This is a genomic window from Sphingomonas sp. PP-CC-1A-547, assembly GCF_003610375.1.
Classification (GTDB): domain Bacteria; phylum Pseudomonadota; class Alphaproteobacteria; order Sphingomonadales; family Sphingomonadaceae; genus Sphingomonas.
Map to the genome: position 1 here is coordinate 252,417 of NZ_RAPZ01000013.1, position 24,888 is coordinate 277,304.

The following is a 24,888-nucleotide window of genomic DNA, read 5'->3' on the forward strand; positions in this document are numbered from 1 at the left end:
CGGCTATACCGATCCAATGAGCATCGCCCCCGACACCGAAACCGCCTGGACCGCGTTCGAAGCGCGCGATCGCGCGTGGGACGGCCGGTTCGTCGTCGGCGTGAAGACCACCGGCATCTACTGCAAACCAAGCTGCCCCGCGCGCCACCCAAAGCGCGAGAACGTCACCTTCCACCCCGATCCGCCAAGCGCCCGCGCCGCCGGCTTCCGCGCCTGCCTGCGCTGCACTCCGGACGAAGTCGGCCGTGACCGCGTCGCCGTCGCCGCCGCGGTCGCGCTGCTCGAAGCCGCGGAAGACCGCCTCTCGCTGGACGAGGTCGCCGCGAAAGTCGGCTACGCGCCCCATCATTTCCACCGCCTGTTCAAGCGCGCCACCGGCGTCACCCCCGCCGCCTACGCGCGGGCGCTGCGCACCAGCCGCGCAGCAAACGCCTTATCGGAGGACTCAACCGTGACCGAAGCGATCTACGACGCAGGCTATTCCGCCCCCAGCCGCTTCTACGAGGCGGACGCGAAACGGTTCGGCATGCCCCCCAGCGCCTGGGCGCGCGGCGGCGAAGGTGTCACGATCCGCTGGACCATCGCCGACACGAGCCTAGGCGCGCTGTTCGTCGCCGCCACCGACAAAGGCCTGTGCCGCGTGTCGTTCGACGAAGACGCGGACGAACTCCGCCGCCGCTTCCCCAGCGCCACGATCGAGCCGGGCGACGAAGCCCTCGCAGACCTGGCGGCGCACGTCGTCTCGGCCGTCGAATCCCCCGACCGCGACCAAGACCTCCCACTCGACGTCCGAGGCACCGCGTTCCAGGAAGCGATCTGGCAAGCCCTACGCACCATCCCGATCGGCGAAACCCGCACTTACAGTGAACTCGCAGCGCTCGCCGGCCGTCCTGCCGCAGTCCGCGCCGCCGGCACCGCGTGCGGGCAGAACCCGGTCTCGATCGTCATCCCCTGCCACCGCGCGCAGCGGATCGGTGGCGCGCTCGGCGGCTACGCCTACGGACTCGACCGCAAGCGCGCGCTACTCGCCTCCGAAGCTCAGCGCGCAGACTTGCAGGAATAGACGAGCTTCTCGTTCGGCAGCGGCGGCAATACCGCACGGACCGCCGCCTGCTGCCCCGCAAGCCGACTCAACGCCGCCTCGTCCATGTTGCACACGTTCGGCACGACGCCCCGCGCGGTCCGCGCCGCTTCCATCCCCGCCGCCGACATCAGATAGCGCGTGTTCGAATAGACGCGCGTTGCCGGATCGAACGACAGCACGGACACGGTCTGCTCGGCGTCGGGCACCAGCACGCGGTCCCATCGACCATTCGCGCCGACATATTGCGTCTTGCCGTTGACACACCCCTTCGCGCCCCAGTCGATCGGCACGTCCTCGCTCGACGAGATCGTGATCCGGCTCCGCTCCGGGATCAGCGTGCACATGAGCTTGCCGAGCGCCGCGTCGGGCGTCGATATCCGCGTCTTCGGCAGCGCGGACAGCGGCACGTCGACCTCACCCGACGGGCGCAGCACGAACACGACAATCGCGACCAGCACGCTCAGCCCGCCGATACCCAGCGCCCACACCGCCTGCCGCCGTTGCCCGCGCGATTCGAGCAACCCCGCGCTCCCGATCACCAGCGCCCCCGCCACCAGCAGCAGTCCGGCGAGCGCCATGACGTTCTCGCGCGCGCGCCCGGCCTCGGTCCGCGCCTTCTCCAGTGCGACCTCGCGAGTCATCGCATCCTGCGTCGCGGCGTCGCGCTTGGCGGACGCCGCATCGGCGGTCGCCTTCGCATCCGCGTCGGCGTCCTGCCGCAAGCGATCCTCAATCGACGTGCACCCCGTCCCGATCGACGCGTAAGGTTGTTTCGCATCGTGGAGGAAGCCCGCGAGTTCGGTATCCGCAATCGCGAACCCGAACGTCGAATCGCCCTCCTCGCCCCGCGTGATCGCCGAGTTCACCCCGATCACCCGCCCGCAGCGATCGAGTAACGGCCCGCCCGAATTGCCCCGCGCGATGCTGGCGGTGTGGAGCAGAACCTCGACACTGCTCAGCACGCGGCGCCCGGAGAGCACGCCCTCCGACCGCACCGGCGTCATCGGCCGGATATAGTCCGCCGCCGAACGCGCCGTCGCCAGGTCGACGTTCCCCGGGAAGCCGAGCGACACCACCGGATCGCCCTCGGTCATCGGACCGGTATACAGCGCGCTTGGCGGCAGGCGCGCACCGGTGAACTCGATCAGCGCCAGGTCGCGTTGTGAGTCGTACGCGATCACCTTGCCCTGGTAGGATTTGCTGCCCTCGGTCGGGACGATGCCGACGACGACGTTGTCGGGATAGCGTTCGGCGAGGTCGACGACGTGTGCGTTGGTGACGATCCGGTTGGGCGCGATCGCGAAGCCGCTGCCATGGCCGAAGCCGACCACCTGGTCGTCGACCACCGCGATCGTCACGACGCGCACGACGCCGCGCCCGGTGGCGGCGATGTCGTCCGCAGATGCGGAGCTCGCCAACCCGAAGGTGAGCGCGAGAAGAAGCAGCAGGCGGATCATGTGCCTGCCTTCGGGGAGTTCGCGGCGGCGATCAACCCTGACCATCGCACCGCGCGACAGCGGCGCTTCCACGCGCCTGTTTTGGTTAGCAAATTATCAAGCCTTCGCGCCTAACCCGGTCGGCATTCATCCAGGGATACAGGCATGAGCGCATTCGGGCGTCGTAATGGCATCAGCGGGGGGCAGTCGGCCCGCCCCGCATTCGGCGTCGCGCGTCCGATGCAGGGAAGTTCGATACCGGGCAGCAATCCCGTGGCGCGCGCGGAACCCGAGGGCGGTGCCCAATTCCCGCCGATCGATTCGCTGCCCATGCCGGGGGAGACCGACGGATTCAGCTCGGGCATGATGCCCGCCGGTCAGCTGGACGCGATGCAGCGCCTATCCGATCGCCAGAATGCGAGCGGGGAAGCGGGCAACAGCCGGACCGAGGGCTTCGAACAGTCGATCCACAAGATCAAGGAACAGGTGCTCCCGCGCCTGCTCGAACGCGTCGATCCCGAGGCCGCGGCAACGCTCAACAAGGACGAGCTGGCCGAGGAATTCCGTCCGATCATCGGCGAAGTACTCGCCGAGCTGAAGCTGACGCTCAACCGCCGCGAACAGTTCGCGCTGGAAAAGGTGCTGGTCGACGAGCTGCTCGGGCTCGGACCGTTGGAGGAGCTGCTGGCGGATCCGAACATCACCGACATCATGGTGAACGGCCCCGACCAGACCTATGTCGAGCGCAAGGGCAAGCTCGAACTCGCGCCGATCCAGTTCCGCGACGAGGAGCATCTGTTCCAGATCGCGCAGCGGATCGTCAATTCGGTCGGCCGCCGCGTCGATCAGACTTCGCCGCTCGCCGATGCGCGCCTGAAGGACGGCTCTCGCGTCAACGTGATCGTCCCGCCGCTGAGCTTGCGCGGTACAGCGATTTCGATTCGTAAGTTTTCTGCCAAACCGATCACGCTCGACATGATGGCGGGGTTTGGCTCGATGTCGCCGAAGATGGCGACCGCGCTGAAGATCGCGGGGGCGTCGCGGTTCAACGTCGTGATCTCGGGCGGTACGGGCTCGGGCAAGACGACGATGCTCAACGCCTTGTCGAAGATGATCGACCCCGGCGAGCGCGTGTTGACGATCGAGGACGCCGCCGAGCTTCGCCTGCAACAGCCACACTGGCTCCCGCTTGAAACGCGTCCGGCCAATCTGGAGGGCCAAGGCGAAATCTCGATCCGCGATCTCGTCAAGAACGCGCTGCGTATGCGGCCTGACCGAATCATCCTGGGCGAAATTCGTGGCAGCGAGTGTTTCGACATGCTCGCGGCCATGAACACGGGTCACGACGGCTCGATGTGCACGCTCCACGCCAACTCCCCGCGCGAGGCCTTGGCGCGTATGGAGAACATGGTGATGATGTCCGACATCAAAGTGCCGAAGGAAGCGATCTCGCGTCAGATCGCGGATTCAGTCGAGCTGATCATCCAGGTGAAGCGCCTCCGCGACGGCTCGCGCCGCGTGACCAACATCACCGAGGTGATCGGCATGGAAGGCCCGGTGATCGTCACGCAGGAGCTGTTCAAGTTCGAGTATATGGACGAGTCGGCGGACGGGAAGATCCTGGGGGAATACCGCTCGATGGGGCTGCGGCCGTATACGCTGGAGAAGGCGAAGCAGTTCGGGTTCGACCAAGCGTATCTGGAGGCGTGCCTGTAGGGGCGAAGCGTGCCGAAATCGAGTATCTCTAGCTCCACTTCCACCACCCCGGCGAAGGCCGGGGCCCAATTGGGGGACGGTGATAACATCGGCCAGCACCCCGTTATTGACACCTTCCCAATTGGGCCCCGGCCTTCGCCGGGGTGGTGTGCTCTGCAGGCGTTGCGCGCATCTCAGGTATGCCTTCATCGGCCTGATTATCAACAATTTCGTAGAGCTAGGTTCGGCAGACTAGCCCGCCTTATACCGTTCCCTCGCGAACGCGGGAGTCCAGGAACCACGAACGCCCCCGGCCTGTGACCCTGGCCTCCCCGCGTTCGCGGTAGTCCAATTATTGTTTTGCCAAGCCAGGCTTAACTGGATCAAGATAAAGCGCGCCGTGCCAAGCGGATACTGTCTCGCAGGCAAGCACGCCGCATCGCTATCCACCCCGTCTCCGCCCCGCCCCGGCGAAGCCCCCGCTTGTACCCGTCCCCCGACCCGCTAGGGGACAGCGCCACATGCGTCGTGCCCTGCTCACCCTCGTCCCGCTGATCGCGGTCCTCTTCGTCTCGGCGCGCGAGCCCTCGAAATCCGCTCCGGCAACCGCGACCTCCCCCGCCGCACGCGACCGCGGCGTCTACCATCTCGCGGCGGACGCCGAAGCGCGCTGGATCGCGTTCGACCTCACCCCCGGCAACCAGATCCGCTTCAAGATGCAGCTCGACGGCCGCGACGTGACCGCGATCCTCGACACCGGCGTCAGCTACACGCTGCTCGCCAAGGCCTCCCCCGCGGTCGATCCCGCCAAGCTGGTCGCGGGTGGCAGCGCGACCGCGATCGGCGGATCGGTCGCGCTCGGCTGGATGCCGACGCGCTCGGTCGCGCTCGGTGGCCTCGCGCGGACCGGTGGCGGCGTGACCGTCGCCGACCTGCCCGCGATCGCCACTGGCAGCGCCTCCGCGGTCGACCTGCTGGTCGGTGCCGACATGCTCGCCGGCCATGCGCTCGACATCGATTACGCCGCCAAGCGCTTCCGCCTGCTCCACTCCGGCCGCCTGCCGTTCAAGGGCGAGAGCGCACCGCTGCGCGTCTCCACCGAGCGTAGCGTGTATGAAAGCGCGCTCACGCTGGGCGACCGGCGCCTTGCGCCGATCGTGGTCGATACCGGCGACGGCTCGTCGATCACCGTCACGGCGGCGGGATGGCAGGCGGCAAACCTGAAAGCGTTGCGTACCACCAGCGCGATCGCGTTCGGGCTCGCCGGCCCGGCAGTCAGCGGCCTTGCGATCGTTCCCGAGATCCGCGTCGGCGAGATGATCGCACGCGAGGCCGAGGTCCGGATCGAACCCGCAGACGGCTTCTCGCAGGCGATCGGTACCGCCGGGCGTATCGGCTCTGGCTTCCTCCAGAACTACCGCGTCCTGCTCGATCCCGGCGCACGGCGGATGGTGCTCAGCCGAGGTCCCAAGGCCGACCTGCCGCCGCCGCGTTCGACCAGTGGCCTGCTTATCGGCATCGAGAAGGACCGGCTGAAAGTCCTTCACGTGATGCGCGGCGGCCCGGCGGCGGCATCGGGCTGGAAGGACGGCGACCTGATCTGCACGATCGACGGCACACCCGTCACCAGCAGCTATTCGACGAGTCCGATCGCGTCATGGACGGCGGGTATGCCCGGCCGCGTCGTGACGCTCGGACTGTGCGACGGCACCATACGCAAGCTCGAATTGACGCATTTTTATTAGGACTGCCCATGTTTAGCCTGCGTCACCGATCGGGGCAGGCAATCTTGCTGCTCCTCGTCGCCTTCGCGCTCCGTAGTCCGTTCTTCGGCAACCCGGTGATCCATAGCGACGAGCAATTCTACCTGCTGGTCGGCGATCGCCTGCTGCACGGCGCATGGCCATTCGTAGACATTTTCGATCGCAAGCCGGTCGGCCTGTTCCTGATCTTCGCCGCCATCCGCAGCATCGGCGGCGATGGCGTGCTGATGTACCAGCTTGCCGCGACGCTCGTCGCCACCGCCACGGCATTTCTGGTCGCGCGGATCGTCAGCCGCCTGTGCTCCGATGATGCGAACCCGGTGGCGAGCGTCGGCGCGGCGCTGATTTATCTCGTCTGGATCATCGTGTTCGACGGTGCGGGCGGGCAGTCGGCAATATGGGGCAATGCCTTGATGGCCGCCGCCGCGCTGCTCGTGCTCGATACGACCCGCGGCCACCGGCATATCTCCTTGCGCGGTGCCGGTGCGATGCTGCTGATCGGCCTGGCGATGCAGATCAAATACACCGCCATGTTCGAAGGGATATTCTTCGGCCTGACGCTGGTGTGGGCCGCGTATCGCGATGGGCGGTCCAAGACCCGACTGGCCGCCGACGCCGGCTTGTGGATCGGCGCAGCGCTCGCGCCGACTTTGCTTGCCTGGGCCGTCTATGCCGCCGCCGGGCATAATGACGCCTTCGTGTTCGCTAATTTCCTGTCGATCTTCGGCCAGCAGAACGACGACGGCCTGGGTTCGAACCTGCTGAAACTCGCAGGCGCCATCGCGTTGGCAGGTCCAGCGATCCTGCTTGCTTTGCGAAGCCGCCGAACGGCGCCGTTCGCGCTGGCGTGGCTCGCTTCCGCGGGCGTCGCCATCGTCATCATGCGTCGTTTCGAACTGCTCTATTTTCTGCCGATCTCGCTTCCTCTCGCAGTCGCTGCTGGGACCGGACTGGCCAACGGCTCGATCGTCACCTGCCGCCGCTGGCTCATGGCGGTGATACTGTTCGGGGTTGTTGCTGCGACGATCGCCAGCGGGACGCGCTTGGTGCGACGCGGCAACGCTCGACAGGTGGCGAACCTTGTCGCAATGATCGGCCAGAAGCCGCAAGGATGCCTGTTGGCGTTCGGCACCGAAGCGATCCTGTATTATCTGACGCAGTCCTGCCTCCCGACACCGTATATCTTCGGAAGCCATCTGAGCAGGATGACGGAGGCACATGGTCTCGACGTCGACCAAGCGACCGAGACGGGCCGCGTGCTGGCCGCCAATCCTGGCGTCATTGTTGTCCGCCCGTCGAAGCCCGACACCAACCTGACGACGCAGGCGATGGTCACCGCCGCGATTGCACAGCGCTATCGGCTTGTCGGCATCGTCACGGTCGGCACTTCACCCCGCGCAGTCTACCGTCTTCGCCGATCAACAGTGCCTAGGTCTTGAACGCGAGGCCGATCGTGACCGCAAGTCCGATCAGCGCCAGCATCTGGACGGTCGGCCAATCGACCCAGCCCACCGAATCCGGATCGCGCCGACGGCGCCGTCTGCGTTCGCCAAGCCCCGCCACAACGGCCAGCACGGCCAGTCCACCGCTTGCACTCCACAACACCGGCGCCCCCATCAGTCCAAGCATTCAGCCGAGCTTCTCGACCTTTTCCTGCAACTTGGCGAGTTCGTTGCGCAGCGCAGCGATCTCGTCGTCCTTGCTGGCAGCGGGTGCAGGCGCAGGTGCGGGCGGCGTCATCGCCTGTGTTGCGGCGTCGAACATCTCGAGATTGCGCTTGGCGATGTCGGCGAACGGCGAATTAGCGAACGCGCCTTCGACCGCGGACTTGAACTGGTCGTGGTTGCGACGGAAGCTGTCCATCGACGCCTCCAGATACCCCGGCACCATCGTCTGCATCGAATCGCCGTACATCGAGATCAGCTGGCGCAGGAAGTTCACCGGCATCATCGTCTCGCCGCGGCTCTCCTCCTCCATGATGATCTGCGTGAGGACGTTGTGCGTGATGTCCTCGTCGGTCTTCGCATCGACCACCTTGAAGTCGCGTCCCTCGCGAGTCATCGTCGCGAGATGATCGAGCGTGATGTAGGATGACGACTCGGTGTTATAGAGCCGCCTGTTGGCGTACTTCTTGATGATGACGATTCCGTCGGCAGCCTTTTGCTTCTTCATGGATCCCCCGTCTTATGTTTGAAACGGAGGCTACAGTCTTTGATGACGCACCGCAACAAGGTCCGAGGCCCTTACCCTTGTTCCTTTCCGTGCTGCGCAACGAGACTGCAGCATCGCCGGAACGCATGGCCCGCGCGCTAGCGGGATTGCGCGCCTATCAGGGCGCACCGCGAGAGGAACACCCTGTTCCGCGGCCTGCGATCCATCGCGCCGGCCGGGTCGCGTTGCGCGATTATGGCGGCGAAGGACGTCCCGTCGTGTTCGTCCCATCGTTGATAAACCCGCCCGATATCCTTGATCATTCGCCCGAGTCTTCGCTGGTGCAATGGGCCGCCCAGCAAGGATTCCACGTCTGGCTAGTCGACTGGGGATCACCCGGCGACGCCGACCGCGACCTCGATCTGGCGGCGCATGTCGAGCGGTTGCTGGTTCCGCTGCTCCAGGCACTCCCCGAGCCACCGGTGTTGGTCGGATATTGCCTCGGCGGCACGCTCGCGCTGGGCGCCGCTGCGATCACGCCCACCGCCGGTGTCGCGACGATCGCCGCCCCCTGGCACTTCGAAGGCTACGGCGAGGGCCGCACCACGCTCGCCGCGACCTGGGCTGCGGTCCAGCCCGCCGCGGCGCTGCTCGGCCTGCTCCCGATGGAAGTGCTCCAAGCCGGCTTCTGGCAACTCGACCCTGCGCGTACGATCGCCAAATACGAAGCCTTCGCCGATCTCGCCTCCGACAGCGACGCGGCCCGCGCGTTCGTCCGGCTCGAGGACTGGGCAAACGCCGGCGCCCCTCTCCCTTACGCCGCCGCCGCCTCGCTGTTCGAGGACTGCATCGCCAACGACCTGCCCGGCAAAGGCGGCTGGGGCATCGCCGGCACCCCTGTCGATCCGCGCGCGCTGACCTGCCCCACGGTCGAGTTCGTCTCGCTCAGCGACCGCATCGTCCCCGCCGCCACCGCGATCGGTCTCGCCGACCGCCGCGATCTTGGCGCGGGGCATGTCGGCATGATCGTCGGCCGCTCTGCACGCGCGCGCCTCTGGGAACCGCTCGCCAACTGGATCGCCGCGCTCGGCTGACCTACATGGGGTCCAACCATAGAGGATCCCGACATGACCGACCTGAACCCCCACGACGTCGTCATCACCGCCGCCAAGCGCACCCCCGTCGGCAGCTTCCTCGGCGCGTTCGCGAGCGTACCCGCACACGAACTCGGCCGCATCGCGATCGAGGCCGCGCTCGAACAGGCCGGCGTAGCAGGCGAAGACGTTTCCGAAGTCATCCTCGGCCAGGTCCTCACCGCCGCCCAGGGCCAGAACCCCGCCCGCCAGGCCTCGATGGCCGCCGGCGTCCCCAAGGAAATCCCCGCCTGGGGCGTCAACCAGGTCTGCGGCTCGGGTCTTCGTGCGGTCGCACTCGCGGCGCAGGCGATCCAGACCGGCGACGCGACCATCGTCGTCGCGGGCGGCCAGGAATCGATGTCGCTCTCCGCGCACGCGCAGTCGATCCGCGGCGGCCAGAAGATGGGCAATCTCAGCCTCGTCGACACGATGGTCAGCGACGGCCTGACCGACGTCTTCAACGGCTATCACATGGGCATCACCGCCGAGAACCTCGCCGAGCAATACCAGGTCACGCGCGGCGAGCAGGACGCCTTCTCGGTCGCCTCGCAGAACAAGGCGGAGGCCGCACGCAGCTCGGGCCGCTTCAAAAACGAGATCGCGCCCGTCACGATCAAGGGCCGCAAGGGCGACACCATCGTCGCCGACGACGAATATATCCGCGCCGGCGCGACCATCGAAAGCGTTTCCGGCGTGAAGCCCGCGTTCAAGAAGGACGGCACTGTCACCGCCGCCAATGCCAGCGGCCTGAACGACGGCGCCGCAGCCCTCGTGATGATGCGCCGCGACGAAGCCGAACGCCGCGGCTCGACCATCCTCGCGACGATCAAGAGCTGGGCCTCGGCCGGCGTCGACCCGTCGATCATGGGCATCGGCCCCGTCCCCGCCACAAGGCGCGCGCTGGAGAAGGCCGGCTGGACGCTAGCCGACCTCGACCTGATCGAAGCTAACGAAGCCTTCGCCGCCCAGGCACTGTCGGTCGGCAAGGAACTCGGCTGGGATGCATCGAAGGTCAACGTCAACGGCGGCGCGATCGCGATCGGCCATCCGATCGGCGCCAGCGGCGCGCGCGTCCTGACGACGCTGATCTACGAGATGCAGAAGCGGGATTCGAAAAAGGGCCTCGCCACGCTTTGCATCGGCGGCGGCATGGGGATCGCCATGTGTATCGAGCGGTAAGACCCCAAAATCCCGTAACTTTGTATCGATAGCGCTACCGGGTGTGACAAATTGTGACGATTTTGTCACATCCGGTTGCAAACGTACAGGTGAGCTCATCTCAACCTGAACACAGGCTTGCCAGTTCGCTGCTATGCGGGCTGTATGTCACCCATAACGGCAAAAGTGCCGGAAAATGGGGGACATTAATTGTCTAGAGCACGTGATTTCCTATCTGCGACGATCCTTGCGGCCGGAGCTGTCATCCTGCCGTCCGCGGCATCCGCGCAGGTCGCACCCGCGACGGCCGGAGGAGTGCCCGACGGTGCTAATTCTCAGGCTTGCACGCCAACCCCGGGGTCGCCTTGCCCGGACGGCACGACGCTGGAGAGCGCAGACGGCCAAGAAGCCAAAAATGGTGAAATCACCGTTACGGGCTCACGCATTCGTCGCCCTAACCTAGACTCGGCCGTCCCGATCACCTCGATCGCTGGCGACGTCTTCTTCCAGCGCGGCAACACCAACGTGGGTGACACGCTGAACGATCTGCCGCAGCTGCGCAGCACGTTCTCGCAGCAGAATCCCGGCTCGGGCATCGGCATCGCCGGTCTCAGCCTGCTCGATCTTCGTGGACTCGGCACGTCGCGTACACTGGTGTTGGTCAATGGCCGTCGTCACGTTCCAGCCGATATCCTTAACAACGCGGTTTCGCCCGACGTCAGTTCAATTCCGAACGACCTGATCGAGCGGGTCGACATCGTTACCGGTGCTCAATCGTCGGTCTACGGCTCTGACGCGATCGCCGGTGTCGTCAACTTCGTGCTGCGCGACAGCTACGACGGCGCGCAGATCCGCGGCCAGGCTGGCGTTTCCGAAAAGGGCTTCGGCGGCAATCAGTACGTGTCGGCGATGGTCGGCAAGAACTTCGCCGATGGCCGTGGCAATTTGACGCTGCACGGTGAATACTCGCATCAGGAGCGTGTTTTCGGATCGGACATTCCCTCGTTCCGCCGCGTTGACGGACTTGGCATCGTCGATGTTGATCCTGCAGGCCTGCCCAACGGCAGCGACGGTTTCCCAGATCGTATCTTCCTCCGCGACATCCGTAGCGCCGCCATTAACCGCTATGGTCTGGTCCCGATCACGCAGCTGTCGACCAACCCCGGTTGCGGTACGGGGATCGGCTCCACCAACGGGGCGCCCGGCACAACGGGTGGCACGGCGTATAACTGCACCTACGTCTTCTCGCAGGACGGACGCCTCACGCCCCAGACCGGCACCCGTTACGGCCAAGGTATCATCGGCGGCATTCTCGGCGGCAACGGCCAGACCGGTCGAGAAGGTCAACTTTTGTCGGTGCTGCCGTACCAGCAGCGGTTGAACTTCAACCTCCTTGGCCACTTCAAGGTCAGCGATGCATTCGTGCCCTTTATCGAAGCCAAGTGGAATCGTGTCGATGCGGTCGGATCCAACGCTGGACCGTCGTTCATCCAGGGGACTTTTAGCCAGTTGGATCTGCGCGAGCGCGTTCGCCTCGACAACCCGTTCCTCAATCCGGCTGACCGCGCAACGCTTGCCAATGCAATCCTAGCGTCAGGCTGCAACACCAGCCTGACGGCCGCCTGCTCGCCGACGGGAAGCCGCTCGACGTTCGGCGGTCAAGGTATCGGCGGCCCTCTGAACGCAGCGGATCGCGCGGCAATCGCAGCTGGAACCTATCGCTTCGTGGACTCGCGTGTCCTTGCCGACTCCGGAATTCGCGACGAGAAGTTCCGTCGTGACACCTACCGGATCGTCGGTGGCGTACGCGGCAACTTCAACGACGACTGGAACTACGAAATCTCGGGCAACTACGGCAAGTTCAAGGAAGACACGACGACGTTCGGCTATCTCGACAAGCAGCGCTTCCTGCTGTCGCTTGATGCGGGCCGTAACCCGGCAAACGGCCAGATCCAGTGCCGTGCCCAGTTCGATGCGGCTTCCGCGGTACCGTTCGCCGGCAGCGACGCGCGTCTCGCCAGCGACATCGCGGCCTGCGCTCCCTACAATCCGTTCGGTGGCGCGGATAACACAGCGGCGGCAAACTATTTCCGCTACAACGCCCGACACAAGGCCAGCCTATCGCAGCTTGACATCCAGGGCTTCGTCGGCGGCGATCTGAGCCAGCTGTTCGAATTGCCAGGTGGTCCGATCGGCTTCTCGCTCGGTGGCGAATATCGCAAGGAGCGCGCACGCTACCAGAACGATCCATTCGTCGAGAGCGGCGCAACGAATGCGGTCATCATCGGGGAGTTCGACCCGCCTGCGTTCGAGGTGAAGGAAGCGTTCGGCGAAATCCGCATTCCGCTGTTGAAGAACATGCCGTTCTTCCATGAGCTGACGTTCAACGGTGCAGGGCGCGTGTCCGACTACAAGGGCTCCGTCGGCACGGTCTATACGTACAACTTTGGCGGAGAATGGGCTCCGATCCCCGACATCCGCTTCCGTGCGAACTACGGCAAGTCGGTTCGTGCACCGAACGTGTCGGAAACCGGCTTCCCGGCAGTGCCCAACTTCGCACCGGGCTTCCTCGATCCTTGCGCGTCGGGCAACATCGCCAACAACCCCAATCGTGCGGGCAACTGCCTCGCCGACCTCGGTGCCGGCTTGCTCGCAGGACTGCCCAACGTCTCGTATTCGCTGAACATCATCAGCGGCAGCAATCCGAACCTGGATGCAGAGACCTCTAAGTCGCTCACTCTGGGTGGCGTGTTCACACCGCGTGCCGTGCCTGGCCTGTCGCTGAGCGTCGATTATTATGACATCAAGGTGAACAACGTCATCGTCTCGCTGACGGCGCAGACGATCGCCAACAACTGCTACGATCAGGCTACGACCAGCAACATTTTCTGCTCGCTCTTCACGCGTTTCCGTGGGCCAGGCACCGGATCGTTCGGTGAACAGCCGGGTCAGATTCTCGGCAACTCGCTGGTGTCGGCAGGCGTGAACTTTGCCAAGCGCGTCCGTCGCGGCATCGACGTCAACGTCGGCTACCGTGCGGAAATTGCCAATGACGTCCGGATCAACTCAAGTGTGATCTATGTCCACGGCCTTGAAAGCAGCAACTTCGAGAACCCGGCAATCCCGTCATTCGAGAACAGGTTGCTCGGCGAACTAGGCGATCCGGTCGACGAAGTCCGCTTCGACACCGACCTTAGCGTAGGTGCGGTCAGCTTCGGTTATCGGCTCCGCTATATTGGGCCGATGTGGGTGAACGCGTACGAAGACTTCAACGCACTGCAATCGGCATGCACGCCTGCCGGTTGTCCACCAGTCAACGCGGATTACTCGGATATCCGCAAGTACCCGAACGTCTTCTACAACGACGTACGGTTCACCTGGAACCTGTCGAACCAGGGCGGTGCCGGCGATGACTTCCAGTTCTACTTCGGTGTCGACAACGTGCTCAACAAACTGCCACCGCTCGGCAGCTCCGGCACCGGTGCCGGCAGCTCGATCTACGACATCCGTGGGCGGAACTTCTATGCGGGCGTCCGCGCACGCTTCTGATCTGGTTCCAAACGAACTTGACGTGCGATACTGCGGGGTCGGTGGTTTCCACCGGCCCCCTTTTTTTCGATGGGTGACGAATGATCCACGATCCCGTTGCGCAAGCCGATCGCCTGCTCGCCGCAGGCCGCGTTCGCGACGCCGTGATGCTGATCGAGCAGGCTGGCCATTCGGGCAACGTCGATGCGGTGTTCCGGCATGCGACGTGGAAGCTCGCGGGTACTCCCGTCCCACGCGATTTGCCGGGCGCGCGCGCGCTGCTTCGACAGGCGACGTCGCTGGGCAATCCAGATGCGGCGCTCGTCGAGATCGCACTGACTGCGAACGGCAGTGGTGCCCCGGCGGATTGGGCCGGGGCCCGCGCTTTGCTCGACGCGGCGGCGGGAACCGACCGGGTCGCCGCCGACCAGCTGACCCTTCTTGATGCAATGACGCTGACCAAAGACGGCGCGCCGATCGATCCACCGGACGCGCAAAGGATCGGCGAGAACCCCGGCGTTCGGCATATCGCTCAGCTATTTACGCACGAGGAGTGCCTCCATATCGCCCAGTGCGCGGCCGATATGCTGCAACCCGCGACGGTCGCCGATCCGCGGACCGGGCGTAACGTCGCCAACCCGGTCCGCACGTCCGATGGCGCCGTCATCGGCCCGACCCGCGAGACGCTGGTCGTCCAGGCGCTGAACCGACGCCTCGCGGCCGTCACCGGGACAGACTGGCGGCAAGGCGAAGCGCTGTCGGTATTGCGCTACCGAGCCGGGCAGCAGTTCCGACCGCATGTCGATGCATTGCCGGGCACAAGCAACCAGCGCATACGGACTATCCTGGTCTATCTGAACGAAGGCTTTGCTGGCGGCGCGACCTATTTCGTGAACAACGCGCTCAGGGTGACGCCGCGCACCGGCGATGCGATCATCTTCGACAATGTTCGCGCGGATGGCTCGATCGATCCGGCGACGCAACATGCAGGGGAACCGGTCACCGCCGGGGTCAAGTGGCTTGCAACACGCTGGATTCGCGCGCGACCGTTCAGTGTCTGGACCGGCCCCGAAAACGCGGCATGACCGCTCAATCCCACATCCGCACGAACCGGCCGCCCAGCCCTGTCAGTAACTCATACTGGCTCATCCCCGAATTCGCCGCCGCCGCAGGAAGACGATAGTCGAACGACACCCAGTCCCCCTCGATCTCGTCCCCCGCCAGGGCGATCGCCACCAGATCCATCGAAACGCGCCCCAGAACCGGCAGATCGTTCCCCGCAACAGACGACGCTATCCCGATATTGGAAAAACCCCGCCAATAGCCGTCCGCATAGCCGAGGTTGACGATTCCCACCTCGGTATCGACAGGCGCATACCACTGCGCATTGTAACCGACGCTCCCGCCCCTCGGAACGCGACGCCGTTGTAGTATCTGCGCTTCGGGCCTGACCACTTGTCGGATCAGATCGTCCAGTTCGGGCAGGGGGATGCCGCCATACAGAGCAAGACCGGGCCGTGTCAGGTCGAACGCATATCGCTCGCCAAGCGCGACGCCCCCCGAGTTCGCCAAGCTCATGCGTTTAGCCGTCGTCCTACCGACCAACGCCGCGAAACGGTCGCGCTGTTCCGCGTTCATCGGCGAGTCCTCGTCGGCGCAGGCCAGATGACTCATCAGCGTTTCGATCTGGAGGCCGTCGAGCAGGCCGCTTGCAATATCGTCCACCGACACCCCGAGGCGGTTGATGCCGGTGTCGACCATGACGTCGCACGCGCCGCCGCCGGCCGCTTTCCAGCGCGCAACTTGGGTCGGGGTGTTGAGGACCGGGCGGGCGAAGCCGGCGGCTGCGGCGGGCATGTCTTCTTCGCGGACGCCGTGGAGGACGGAGACGGTCAGGCCCAGCGGCGCGAGTTCGGCGGCTTCCTGCCAGTTCGAGACGAAGAAGTCGCGGCAACCTGCGCCCGCCAACCGCCGCGCAACTTCGATCGCACCGAGACCGTAGCCGTTCGCCTTCACCGCGGCGCCGCACGCTGCGGTGCCGCTCATGCGGTCGAGCGTGCGCCAGTTCTGGACGAGAGCGTCGCCGTCTAGGCGCAGGCGGAGGGGGGCATGAATATCGATCACCCGGCGTGGGATAGTGCCGCGGGCGCGGCGCGTCGACCGTCTATGCCGCCTCGATGCGTCCGACCGGCACGAGCAGGCAGCCGTTGCCGTCGTCCAACCCGGCCACCCGGACTCCGAATACATCGCCGAGCGTTTCCGCGGTCATCACCTGGGCCACGGGACCGAACGCGACGACGCGGCCATCGGCGAGCAGCAGCGCGTCGTCGGCCGCGCGCTGTGCCTGGACGAGGTCATGGAGGACGATCGCCACCCCTGCCCCGCCGAGCGCATAGCCTCGCAGGCGGGCGAGCAGGTCGATCTGGTGCGACGGGTCGAGGCTCGCGAGCGGTTCGTCGGCGAGCAGCCAGCGCGGCTCGCCCGCCAGCACGCGCGCAAGCAGGACGCGCGCGCGCTCGCCGCCGGAGAGTTCGCCGACCGGGCGATCGGCGAGGTGCGTGGTCTCGGTGTCGTGCATCGCGCGGTCGACGGCGTCGCGGTCTTCGGGCGACGGGGCAGCATGGGCGCCGAGGTGCGGAAGGCGGCCGAGCGCGACGACATCGCGCGCAACGATGTTCCAGTGGACCGTTGCGTCCTGCGGGAGATAGCCGATCGCGCGTGCGCGGGCGCGCGGGTCCATACTGGCGACGTCCTGCGCATCGAGGCGGACGCTGCCGGTGCTGCGGTCGACGAGCGCGGCAGCCGCCTTGACAACCGTGCTCTTGCCGGCGCCGTTGGGGCCGAGGATCGCGGTGACTCGGCCGGGGCGGAGATGCGCGGAGACGTCGTGGAGGACGGTACGTTTGCCGAGCTTCACGCGCAGTGTGTCGATAATCAGATCCATGCGCGGCCCCGTTCCTTGACCAGCAATCCGAGGAAGAACGGCGCGCCGATCATCGCCATCGCGACGCCGAGCCGTACTTCGCCAGCGCCGGGTGCGAGGCGGACGAGGCTGTCGGCAGCGAGCACGAGCGCCGCTCCACCGAGTGCGGAGGGGAGTAGCAAGGCGCTCGGGCGGTGGCCGAAGATCGGCCGCAGGAGGTGCGGTACGACCAGCCCGACGAAGCCGATCACGCCGGTCACCGCGACGCCTGCGCCAACCACTAGGCCGGTGCCGAGCACCACCAGCAACCGGACGCGACCCATCCGTATGCCTAGCGAGCGCGCCGCAGTCTCGCCGAGCGACAGCGCGTCGAGACTGCGGCCGGTGAGCATCAGCAGCACGGCGCCGACGACCATCGGCGGGAGCGCGAGCGTCACGTCGTCCCAGCCGCGATCGGTCAACGCGCCCATGATCCAGTCGATCACCTCGGCGACCGCATAGGGGTTCGGCGCGATCGAGATCAGGAACGCGGTCAGCGCGCCAGCAAGGCTCGACAGCACCGTGCCCGCGAGGATGAAGGTGATCGCGCTCGGCGACCGCCATGTCAGCGCGGCGAGCAACGCGACCGCGCCACCTGCGCCCAGCATCGCAGCAACGAAGATCGCGGGGCCCGAGCCGAGCCCGAACACGATCGCCGCTACTGCCGCGAGCGCTGCGACCGACGACACGCCAACGACTGCCGGGTCGGCGAGCGGGTTGCGGAGATAGCCTTGCAGCACCGCACCCGACAGGCCGAGCGTCGCGCCGAGTGGGAGGCCGAGTACCGCGCGCGGCAGGCGGAGTTCGAGGATGATCCACCAGCGCAGGTCGCTCGAGAACCAAGCGTCGAGCGGTACCCAGACTTTCCCGCAGCCGAGCGACAGGCCGAACAGCACGACCACCAGCAGGACCAGCGCGATAAGTTTGAGTGTGCGGGTCATCGAAGCGCCTTCTTGCCCATACCAACCACCGCCGCCACCCTGGCGAAGGCCGGGGCCCAAATGGGGGACGATTGTGACGGCGCGCGGCACTCCGTTACTTCGGTCATTCCAACTGGGCCCCGGCCTGCGCCGGGGTGGTTTTGATATGGGTGTCGCATCACAGCCCCGCCCGTATCGCGGCGAGACGTTCGAGCGCCGGTGGAATGGTCGGGCCGCCGCAATTGATCAGGACACGCGGGAAGACGGCTTGCGGCGTGCGCGGCAACAGGCGCTGGCGCAACGCCGTACCGCGGCTTTCCCGTTCGGAAGCGATCACGACGGCAGGTGGCTGCGTCACGATCGTCTCGGCGGACAGCGTGCCGGTATGCGTCAAGCCGTAGCTCGCGGCGGCGTTGCGGAAGCCGACGCGTGTCATCATGTCGTTCAGCAGCGTGCTCCCCCCGGTCGCGAGGTCGCCGCTGATGTAGAGCAACGCGCTTGGTGGCATATCACCCTTTGGCCCATCCTTGCGGCTCCAGCGTGCCACGGCGCGATCGATCTCGGCGTTGATCCGCGCGCCGCCCATCGGTGCTCCGGCAGCGGCGGCGATCTGCGTGACCTGCGCCTGGCTCTCCGCGATCGAGTCGGGGATGCCGACCAGCAGCGTCTTCAAACCAGCGCGCGCGTAGGCCGCCTGAGTCGCGGGCGGCGTGTAGGTGCTGGCGATGACCAGATCGGGGTGCAGCGCAATCACCTCCTCCGCAGTCCCGGCGATCCCGCGAAACCGGCGCGCGACGGCGATCGGGATCGAGGTCGCGGAAGGGTCCTGCGAATAATGGCTGATCGCGGCGATCCGCGCGGGCGGCAGGATGCGGACGAGTACCGAATCCACGCACGGATTGGTCGAGACGATCCCCCCGCCTCCGCTCGCGGCGACACCCGGGGGCTTGCCGCAGCCCCCAAGCAGGAGCGGGAGGAGAATCGCCGCACGCCTCACTTTAGGCGCAACCGCACGCCGCCATAGGCCGCGCGGCCGTAATTGCCGTAGCCGGCGATCGTCTCGTACCGCGCGTCGGTCAGGTTATCGACGCGGCCATAGACTGCGAACCGCTCGCCGATCGGTAGTTCCGCTCGCACGCCGGCCAGCGCATAACCGTCGAGGCGCGTGGTGTTGGCGGCGTCGTCGAAGCTGTCGCCAACCATCGTCACGGTGCCGCCGACGGACAGCCCGAATGCGAACCGGTAATCGGCATCTACGCTCGCGGTCTGTTTGGGGCGCCGTGCGAGAACATTGCCGAAATCGTCCCCGATCGAGCGGTTCTCGGTGTCAATATAGCTGTAATTCGCGGTCAGCGTCAGCGCCTCGACCGGGCGCAGCGCGAGCATGAATTCGACGCCATCCGCTTCGGCACGCGCGACGTTGTCGTAAACGCCGAACGGGCGGTTGGCGCAGATCGAATTGGCCGTCTCCAACTCGGTCGGGCTGCAATCGCGGAAGTCGATCTGGTTGCGCGTGTGGCGATTGAAATAGGTGACGCCGACGCGGGCACGATTACCGAGAAACGCCTGTTCGACGCCGATATCGAAGTTGCGCGCTGTCTCTGGAGCGAGGAAGCCGTTCCCGTAGTCGGAGAAGAGCTGGTACAAGGTCGGTGCCTTGAAGCCTTCGCCGTAGCTCGCGCGGACGGTGGTGCCGGTTCGCAATGCCAGCGCGGCGTTCGCGCCGAACGTCGTGTGGCTGCCGAAATCGTCGTGATCGTCGTTGCGGACGCCACCGGTGATCGTGAGAACCTCGAGCGGTTTGACGATCAGCTGGCCGTACACGCTGGTGATGCCGGTATGCGCAAAGGTGAAGCCGTCGGTGAAGCGGCTGTTCTCGCGCTCGATGCCTGCGACGACGCGCACTTGGTCGAGCGGGCGGAAGTCGCCCTGATACTCGTAGCGTTCGCTGCGGCCGCGGCCGAGAAACGTCACGTCCCCACCGGGCTGCGAGTAATTGTCGCGGTTGATATCGGCGATCGTGAACGCCACGCGGTTGTTGAACCGGCCGTCCGCGAAGTTCGCGTACAGCCCCGCATAACCGTACAGCTCCTGGGTGGTGGCGTAGGCGGGACTGTCGGCGACCACGTAGGTCTTCGGGTCGAAACCGTCGTCGATGTCGACGCGGCTGTCAGCGAAATAGCCGCGCAGGTCGAGGCCGATGCCCGGCGCGAACTCGACGCCGACCCGCCCGGTCGCGCCATATTGGCGATAGCCGTCGCGCTCCGTGCCGCTCGCCGCGGACGAGATACCGTCGGTGCGCAGATATCCGCCGGTCAGCGATCCGGACACAGGACCCGATTTGCCCGACACGCCCGCGCTCGCGAACACGCTGTCGGCATAGCCGTACTCGGCGTTGGCGCGCGCCTGCACGCCTTCGGTTGGCGCGGCGGTGATGATGTTGACGACGCCGCCGATCGCCTGGCTGCCCCAAGGCACCGAGTTCGGGCCGCGCAGGATCTCGATCCGCTCGACCGAGCTCGACAGGAGATTGCCGAAATTGAAGCCGCCGCCGGTCGACGACGGATCGTTGACGCGCACGCCATCGATCACGACGAGCGTCTGGTCCGCCTCGGCACCGCGGATGCGGACGCTGGTCAGCGCGCCGACCGTGCCGTTGCGCGTGACCGTGACGCCGGGCGTGGTCGCGAGCAGGTCGGAGACGATGGTGGTCTGCCGGCGCTCGATCTCGGCGCGGTCGATCACGGTCACGGCTTGGCCGATCTCGCTCAGCGGTTGCGCTGCACGGGTCGCGGTGACGACGATTTCGGGGGCGTCGGGGTCGGGAATGTCCTGCGCATAGGCGGGCGATGCGATCGCCGCGGCACTCAGGAGAAGGAAGAATTTCGTCATCGGCTGCGTCCTAACCAGAACCGCCAGCGACCATTCGCCGGGCGGCCAGACGTCTCTCGCTCGAGGAAACCCGGCATGACCGGAGCACTCGTCCGCGCCGGACACCCGCCCGCGCAGTGGATCGACCGTGAGAGGCAGGTCTCCTGGCTTCCGGGTCGCCGCGCCCACCCCGCCTTCCCAGGTCGAGACCCAGTGGCATATTCGGGGTGGCCGCTATCCGGTCACAGTTGCGGGTACAGCGCCGGTCTTGCGGATTTGGATCGTGACGACCCGGCCCGCGCACCGACTTCCCTTTTGATCCCGTTGCCGGGAACCCTTCACGTAGGCGGCATTAGTCGCGCGCCTGACACGGGTCAACGCTGGGGATAAGGAGCATCGACCCGCGATAGCGCGCGCTGAGGTAGGGTTGGCACAGTCCATCGCACCACCCCGGCGGAGGCCGGGGCCCAGTTGGGAAACGTCGCTAACTGAGTGCGGTCCGTCGTTACTGCGACCTTGCCAACTGGGCCCCGGCCTCCGCCGGGGTGGTGGCGTGTTAGTCGGGACGTCGCTTTCCCTTCCTTGTTCTCCCGCGAAGGCGGGAGCCCAGACTGGGTCCCCGCCTTCGCGGGGAAACACGCTGTCTTCGTTTATCCCAGCGGAGCCGGACTAAGGCTCACCGCCCCCCGTAGCGCAGCCCCACCCAGATCGTCCGCGGCGTGGCGCGCTCGATGATGTTCGCGCCGCTGATCCCTGCCTCGACCCGCTCGTTGAACAGGTTCTCCCCGCGCACCTCGGCCACCAGCGACCGCATGATTGGCAGCGCCGCATACGCGTCCAGCGTCGTCGCCGGATCGAGCACCCGCGTATTCTGGTCGTCATCGAACTGCCGGCCGATATGCCGCACTGTCAGCGACAGCGCCGCCGCGTCGTGTCGCCAGTCGACCGTCCCCGACACCTGATCGCGCGGGGTCTGCGCCGGACGCAAACCGTCCAACGCGGCGGTGATCCCCGATCCCTCGACCTGCGAGTTGGTCTGCGACCACGACGCCTGCACACCAAACGGCCCCGGTCGATACGACGCATCCAGTTCGAACCCATGCGCGCGGATCGCATCGAGGTTCTGGCGGACGCGGTAGGTGGCGACACCCGGCAACACCTGCGGCGGGGTGGTCGTCGTGACGTTCGCCACCGCATCCTTCAGCCGGTTGTAGAAATACGTCGCGGCGATGCTCACGCCCGGCGCTGGCGTCAGCGTCACCCCACCCTCGACCCCGGTCAGCCGCTCCGGCGACAGCAGTGCGTTCGCCGCGGTCGCATCGTTACCGACGCGGAATGGCCGATACAGTTCGTTGAGCGTCGGCAACCGCCACCCGCGATACCCGGCCGCCCGCAGCGTGATCGCCTCGACCGGCTGATACGCCACGCCCGCGCGCCCGGTCGTCTCGCTGCCGTCGCGGTCCGCATAGCGCAGGTTGGTCAGCGCTACGCCCGTCGCCAGCGGCCGTTCGGACAGATACCCGCTATCGATCGACCACCAGTCGACCCGCCCGCCAAGGCTGAACGTGAAGTCGCCCGCGACCACGCTCCCATCCGCGAACACGCCGGTCGTCGTCGTGCTCCCGCCAGCCTCGCGCCGCCGCGTCGGCACGGTGTTGACGAACGTATAAAGCTCCTGCGTTTTCCCGCTGACGTCGCGAACATCCGCGCCCAGACGCAACGCGATGCTCTCGCCCAGCGGCGGCGCGATCTCGATCCGTCCGCCAAGCCCGGTCGCGGGCGTATTATACTGGTTCAGCGACTGGATCGCGGTCGTCCGCGCGGCATTGATGCTGTTGAAGCTGCTCGCGAACGCGCGCGTCTGCAGATACGCCAGCGCCGAATACCCCCAGCGCCCGCGCCCCACCAACCGGACGCTAGCATCCGCGCCTTCGCTCTTGTTGTCGGTGAAGTCGCTGCCCCGGTCGCGCCGATCGGTGAACGCGCTCGCATTCATCTGCAATTCGGTCTTCGCACCGATCCCGACCACGGTCCGCAGCGCCCCCGACGCCTGCTCGTACGGCGCGGCGTGATCGACGATTCCCCGGCTCTCCTCGACGGTCGGCGTGAAGCCATCACCCCGCGCATAAGCGCCGGACAGGGTCGCAAACCCCGACCCGCGCACCAGTGCAGCCGACCCCTGAGCATCGACCGAATCCCGGCTGCCATACGCAACGCTGCCCTGGAAAGGCGCCGCCTGATCCGGCGTCGCACTCTCGATCTCGACCGTCCCGGCCAGCGCCCCCGGCCCCTGATACCCGCTCCCGCCGCCGCGCGTCACGCGGATGCGCCCGAGTCGCCCCGTCGCATACGCCGGAAACGCGACCCAGCCGCCGAACGGATCCGCCTGCGGCACGCCGTCGAAGATCAGCAGCGCGCGGCTCGACGCATTGCCGCCGATACCGCGCAGCGAAATCCCCTGGCTGGTCGGGTTGGCGCTGCGCGAATCCGACCGGCGAAACTGCTGGAGCCCCGCGACGTCGGACAGCACGCTCTCCAGCCGATTGCTCGCATTCGCCTGTATCCGCGCGCGGTCGATCGTGACGATGTCGTAAGCACGATCGCCGGGCGCGTCGGCCAGCCCACGCCCGGTGACGACGATGTCAGCCTGCTGGTCGGCAGGCGCGACCATTGTCTGCGCGACCGCGCCACTGGACGAAATCAACACGAAGGCGAGCGTAGAGAGCGAGATACGGATCATCGCCGCCGCATGGCAGCTTTTCCGCCCGCCCGGAATACGCCTCCGACGTCAGGCCGCGCCGAGTTTCGCCGCGTTGCGCGCAATAGCCGCCGCACCCGCCAGAACCGCTGCGTCCTCGACGAACCCCGTCGGGGTCTGGCCGTACTGCGGCATCGCCGCCATCCGCGCACGCCAGCCGGGATAAGACGCGGCCACCGCCGTCAGTCCGCCGACCGCGGCACCAATCCACCGCTGCCGCCGCGGGACGAGCGAAGCGCCCGCGATCGCCGACGTGACGAACCGCGCGGCCAGGCCGATCGCGACGATCCGGTCGGGCGCGGTCTTCTGCTTGTCCCCCGCCATCTCGCCGATCGCGAGCGCCAGCGCACCCGCCGCTACGATGGGGTGCGACAGCAGCTTCGGCGCACCATTGTCGGCGGGCAGTTCGTCACGAGCGGCGGCGATGGCGACCGCAGCGAGCGGCGTCATCGCGCGCTGGCCACCGACGAGGCCCATCAGGAAGGATGCAAGCATGATGTTCTCCGAGAAAAAGTTCGAGCGCATCAACGCGCGCAAGCTCAACCGGGGTCCGCCTTCGTGACTGACGGGCGATCCCTTTGATTCAGCGAGGAAACCGGGCCGCATGTCGGTCGTTCATCGCGGTATCTCCCCAAAGCTTCAGGACAAAGATCGATGAGATTCGATGACAAGATCATAGTGATCACCGGCGCCGCCTCCGGCATCGGCGAAGGCGCCGCGCGTCGTTTCGCTGCGGAAGGCGCGACGCTCGTACTCGGCGACAAGGACGCGGACGGCCTCGCGAAGGTCGTCGCCAGCCTCGATGGCACGACCGTCGAAACGCTCGAAACCGACGTCTCCGACATGGCGGCCTGCGAAGCGCTGGTCGCGCATGCGATCGACAAGTTCGGCCGCATCGACGTGCTAGTCAACGATGCCGGCGTGGATCATCTCGGCAAGCTCGACGAGGGCGACCTCACCGAATTCACCAAGGTCATCGAAACCGACCTCTACGGCGTCGTCCACATGAGCCGCGCCGCGATCGCCACGCTGCGCGCGAACAAGGGCTGCATCGTCAACGCCTCGTCGGTGTCGGGCCTCGGCGGCGACTGGAACCACAGCTTCTACTGCGCGGCCAAGGGTGCGGTGACCAACTTCACCCGCGCGCTCGCGATGGACGAGGCGAAGCACGGCGTCCGCGTCAACGCAGTCAACCCGTCGCTGACCTACACCGCGCTGACAGCCGGCATGAAGGACCAGCCCGACCTGATCGCGAAGTTCGAGGAGCGCATCCCGATGGCGCGCGGCGCACAACCCGAAGACATCGCCGGCGCCATCGCGTTTTTGGCTAGCGCCGACGCGCACTATATAACCGGGGTCAACCTGCCGGTCGACGGCGGCCTGTCCGCCTCGAACGGCCAACCGGCGCTCTCCTGAGCGCGAGAGG

19 protein-coding genes and 1 riboswitch are annotated in these 24,888 nt (G+C 66.4%); of the genes, 9 read left to right on the forward strand and 10 right to left on the reverse strand.

Annotation, left to right across the window (positions count from 1 at the left end; genetic code table 11):
• Nucleotides 1-16 precede the first annotated feature (16 nt).
• On the forward strand, nt 17-1,063 hold the full coding sequence (locus C8J39_RS14640) for a bifunctional transcriptional activator/DNA repair enzyme AdaA (protein WP_120301115.1): 1,047 nt from the start codon (nt 17-19) through the stop codon (nt 1,061-1,063).
• Here C8J39_RS14640 and C8J39_RS14645 read toward each other — a convergent pair.
• The gene (locus C8J39_RS14645) at nt 1,039-2,541 is read right to left on the reverse strand and encodes a S1C family serine protease (protein WP_120301241.1); all 1,503 of its coding nucleotides are present in this window, start codon (nt 2,539-2,541) and stop codon (nt 1,039-1,041) included. The genes C8J39_RS14640 and C8J39_RS14645 overlap by 25 nt on opposite strands.
• Before the next feature lie 144 nt (nt 2,542-2,685).
• On the opposite strand from C8J39_RS14645, the gene C8J39_RS14650 reads away from it, so the two are divergent.
• The 3 genes from C8J39_RS14650 (at nt 2,686) to C8J39_RS14660 (ending at nt 7,417) form a co-directional block, all read left to right on the forward strand.
• Nucleotides 2,686-4,236 (forward strand): CpaF family protein, encoded by a 1,551-nt coding sequence (locus C8J39_RS14650; protein WP_120301116.1) that lies wholly within the window; start codon nt 2,686-2,688, stop codon nt 4,234-4,236.
• 500 nt (nt 4,237-4,736) lie between these two features.
• Complete coding sequence (locus C8J39_RS14655) at nt 4,737-5,960, forward strand: PDZ domain-containing protein (RefSeq protein ID WP_183038007.1); 1,224 nt, start codon at nt 4,737-4,739, stop codon at nt 5,958-5,960.
• Between the two features lie 8 nt (nt 5,961-5,968).
• On the forward strand, nt 5,969-7,417 hold the full coding sequence (locus tag C8J39_RS14660; protein WP_120301117.1) for a hypothetical protein: 1,449 nt from the start codon (nt 5,969-5,971) through the stop codon (nt 7,415-7,417).
• Here the strand turns inward: C8J39_RS14660 and C8J39_RS14665 are convergent.
• Nucleotides 7,407-7,607, reverse strand: a complete 201-nt coding sequence (locus tag C8J39_RS14665) for a hypothetical protein (protein WP_243650130.1) — start codon at nt 7,605-7,607, stop codon at nt 7,407-7,409. The two genes, C8J39_RS14660 and C8J39_RS14665, sit on opposite strands and share 11 nt — an antisense overlap.
• Nucleotides 7,608-8,150, reverse strand: coding sequence for a polyhydroxyalkanoate synthesis repressor PhaR (gene phaR / locus C8J39_RS14670; RefSeq protein WP_056065197.1), 543 nt, complete (start codon nt 8,148-8,150; stop codon nt 7,608-7,610). It abuts the gene before it with no gap.
• A 125-nt stretch (nt 8,151-8,275) separates the two neighbouring features.
• On the opposite strand from phaR, the gene C8J39_RS14675 reads away from it, so the two are divergent.
• From C8J39_RS14675 to C8J39_RS14690, 4 genes are all read left to right on the forward strand, one after another.
• Nucleotides 8,276-9,223, forward strand: a complete 948-nt coding sequence (locus C8J39_RS14675) for an alpha/beta fold hydrolase (protein ID WP_243650132.1) — start codon at nt 8,276-8,278, stop codon at nt 9,221-9,223.
• 33 nt (nt 9,224-9,256) lie between these two features.
• A complete protein-coding gene (locus C8J39_RS14680; RefSeq protein ID WP_120301119.1) occupies nt 9,257-10,444 on the forward strand; it encodes an acetyl-CoA C-acetyltransferase in 1,188 nt (395 codons plus the stop codon).
• 294 nt (nt 10,445-10,738) lie between these two features.
• Nucleotides 10,739-13,972, forward strand: coding sequence for a TonB-dependent receptor domain-containing protein (locus C8J39_RS14685; protein ID WP_404969350.1), 3,234 nt, complete (start codon nt 10,739-10,741; stop codon nt 13,970-13,972).
• An 80-nt stretch (nt 13,973-14,052) separates the two neighbouring features.
• Nucleotides 14,053-15,036, forward strand: coding sequence for a 2OG-Fe(II) oxygenase (locus C8J39_RS14690; protein WP_120301121.1), 984 nt, complete (start codon nt 14,053-14,055; stop codon nt 15,034-15,036).
• Nucleotides 15,037-15,040: 4 nt separating this feature from the next.
• Here the strand turns inward: C8J39_RS14690 and C8J39_RS14695 are convergent, their stop codons facing one another.
• The 7 genes from C8J39_RS14695 to C8J39_RS14725 form a co-directional block, all read right to left on the reverse strand.
• Complete coding sequence (locus C8J39_RS14695) at nt 15,041-16,066, reverse strand: alanine racemase (RefSeq protein WP_243650164.1); 1,026 nt, start codon at nt 16,064-16,066, stop codon at nt 15,041-15,043.
• A gap of 49 nt (nt 16,067-16,115) precedes the next feature.
• A complete protein-coding gene (locus C8J39_RS14700; RefSeq protein ID WP_056065208.1) occupies nt 16,116-16,895 on the reverse strand; it encodes an ABC transporter ATP-binding protein in 780 nt (259 codons plus the stop codon).
• The gene (locus C8J39_RS14705) at nt 16,886-17,854 is read right to left on the reverse strand and encodes an iron ABC transporter permease (protein WP_120301242.1); all 969 of its coding nucleotides are present in this window, start codon (nt 17,852-17,854) and stop codon (nt 16,886-16,888) included. The genes C8J39_RS14700 and C8J39_RS14705 overlap by 10 nt, the downstream gene beginning before the upstream one ends.
• 157 nt (nt 17,855-18,011) lie before the next feature.
• Nucleotides 18,012-18,725: an ABC transporter substrate-binding protein gene (locus tag C8J39_RS14710; RefSeq protein WP_243650135.1), complete on the reverse strand. Its 714-nt coding sequence runs from the start codon at nt 18,723-18,725 to the stop codon at nt 18,012-18,014.
• Nucleotides 18,726-18,826: 101 nt separating this feature from the next.
• Nucleotides 18,827-20,725 (reverse strand): TonB-dependent siderophore receptor, encoded by a 1,899-nt coding sequence (locus C8J39_RS14715; RefSeq protein WP_120301124.1) that lies wholly within the window; start codon nt 20,723-20,725, stop codon nt 18,827-18,829.
• A 115-nt stretch (nt 20,726-20,840) separates the two neighbouring features.
• Nucleotides 20,841-21,058: riboswitch (cobalamin riboswitch) on the reverse strand.
• 322 nt (nt 21,059-21,380) lie between these two features.
• Nucleotides 21,381-23,444 carry a TonB-dependent receptor gene (locus tag C8J39_RS14720; protein ID WP_120301125.1) on the reverse strand — a complete coding sequence of 688 codons (2,064 nt, stop codon included), beginning with the start codon at nt 23,442-23,444 and terminating at the stop codon, nt 21,381-21,383.
• Nucleotides 23,445-23,492: 48 nt separating this feature from the next.
• Complete coding sequence (locus C8J39_RS14725) at nt 23,493-23,957, reverse strand: DUF4126 family protein (RefSeq protein ID WP_120301243.1); 465 nt, start codon at nt 23,955-23,957, stop codon at nt 23,493-23,495.
• A gap of 159 nt (nt 23,958-24,116) precedes the next feature.
• Here C8J39_RS14725 and C8J39_RS14730 point away from each other — a divergent pair, with 159 nt between their 5' ends.
• On the forward strand, nt 24,117-24,878 hold the full coding sequence (locus C8J39_RS14730) for an SDR family NAD(P)-dependent oxidoreductase (RefSeq protein ID WP_120301126.1): 762 nt from the start codon (nt 24,117-24,119) through the stop codon (nt 24,876-24,878).
• Nucleotides 24,879-24,888: the final 10 nt, after the last annotated feature.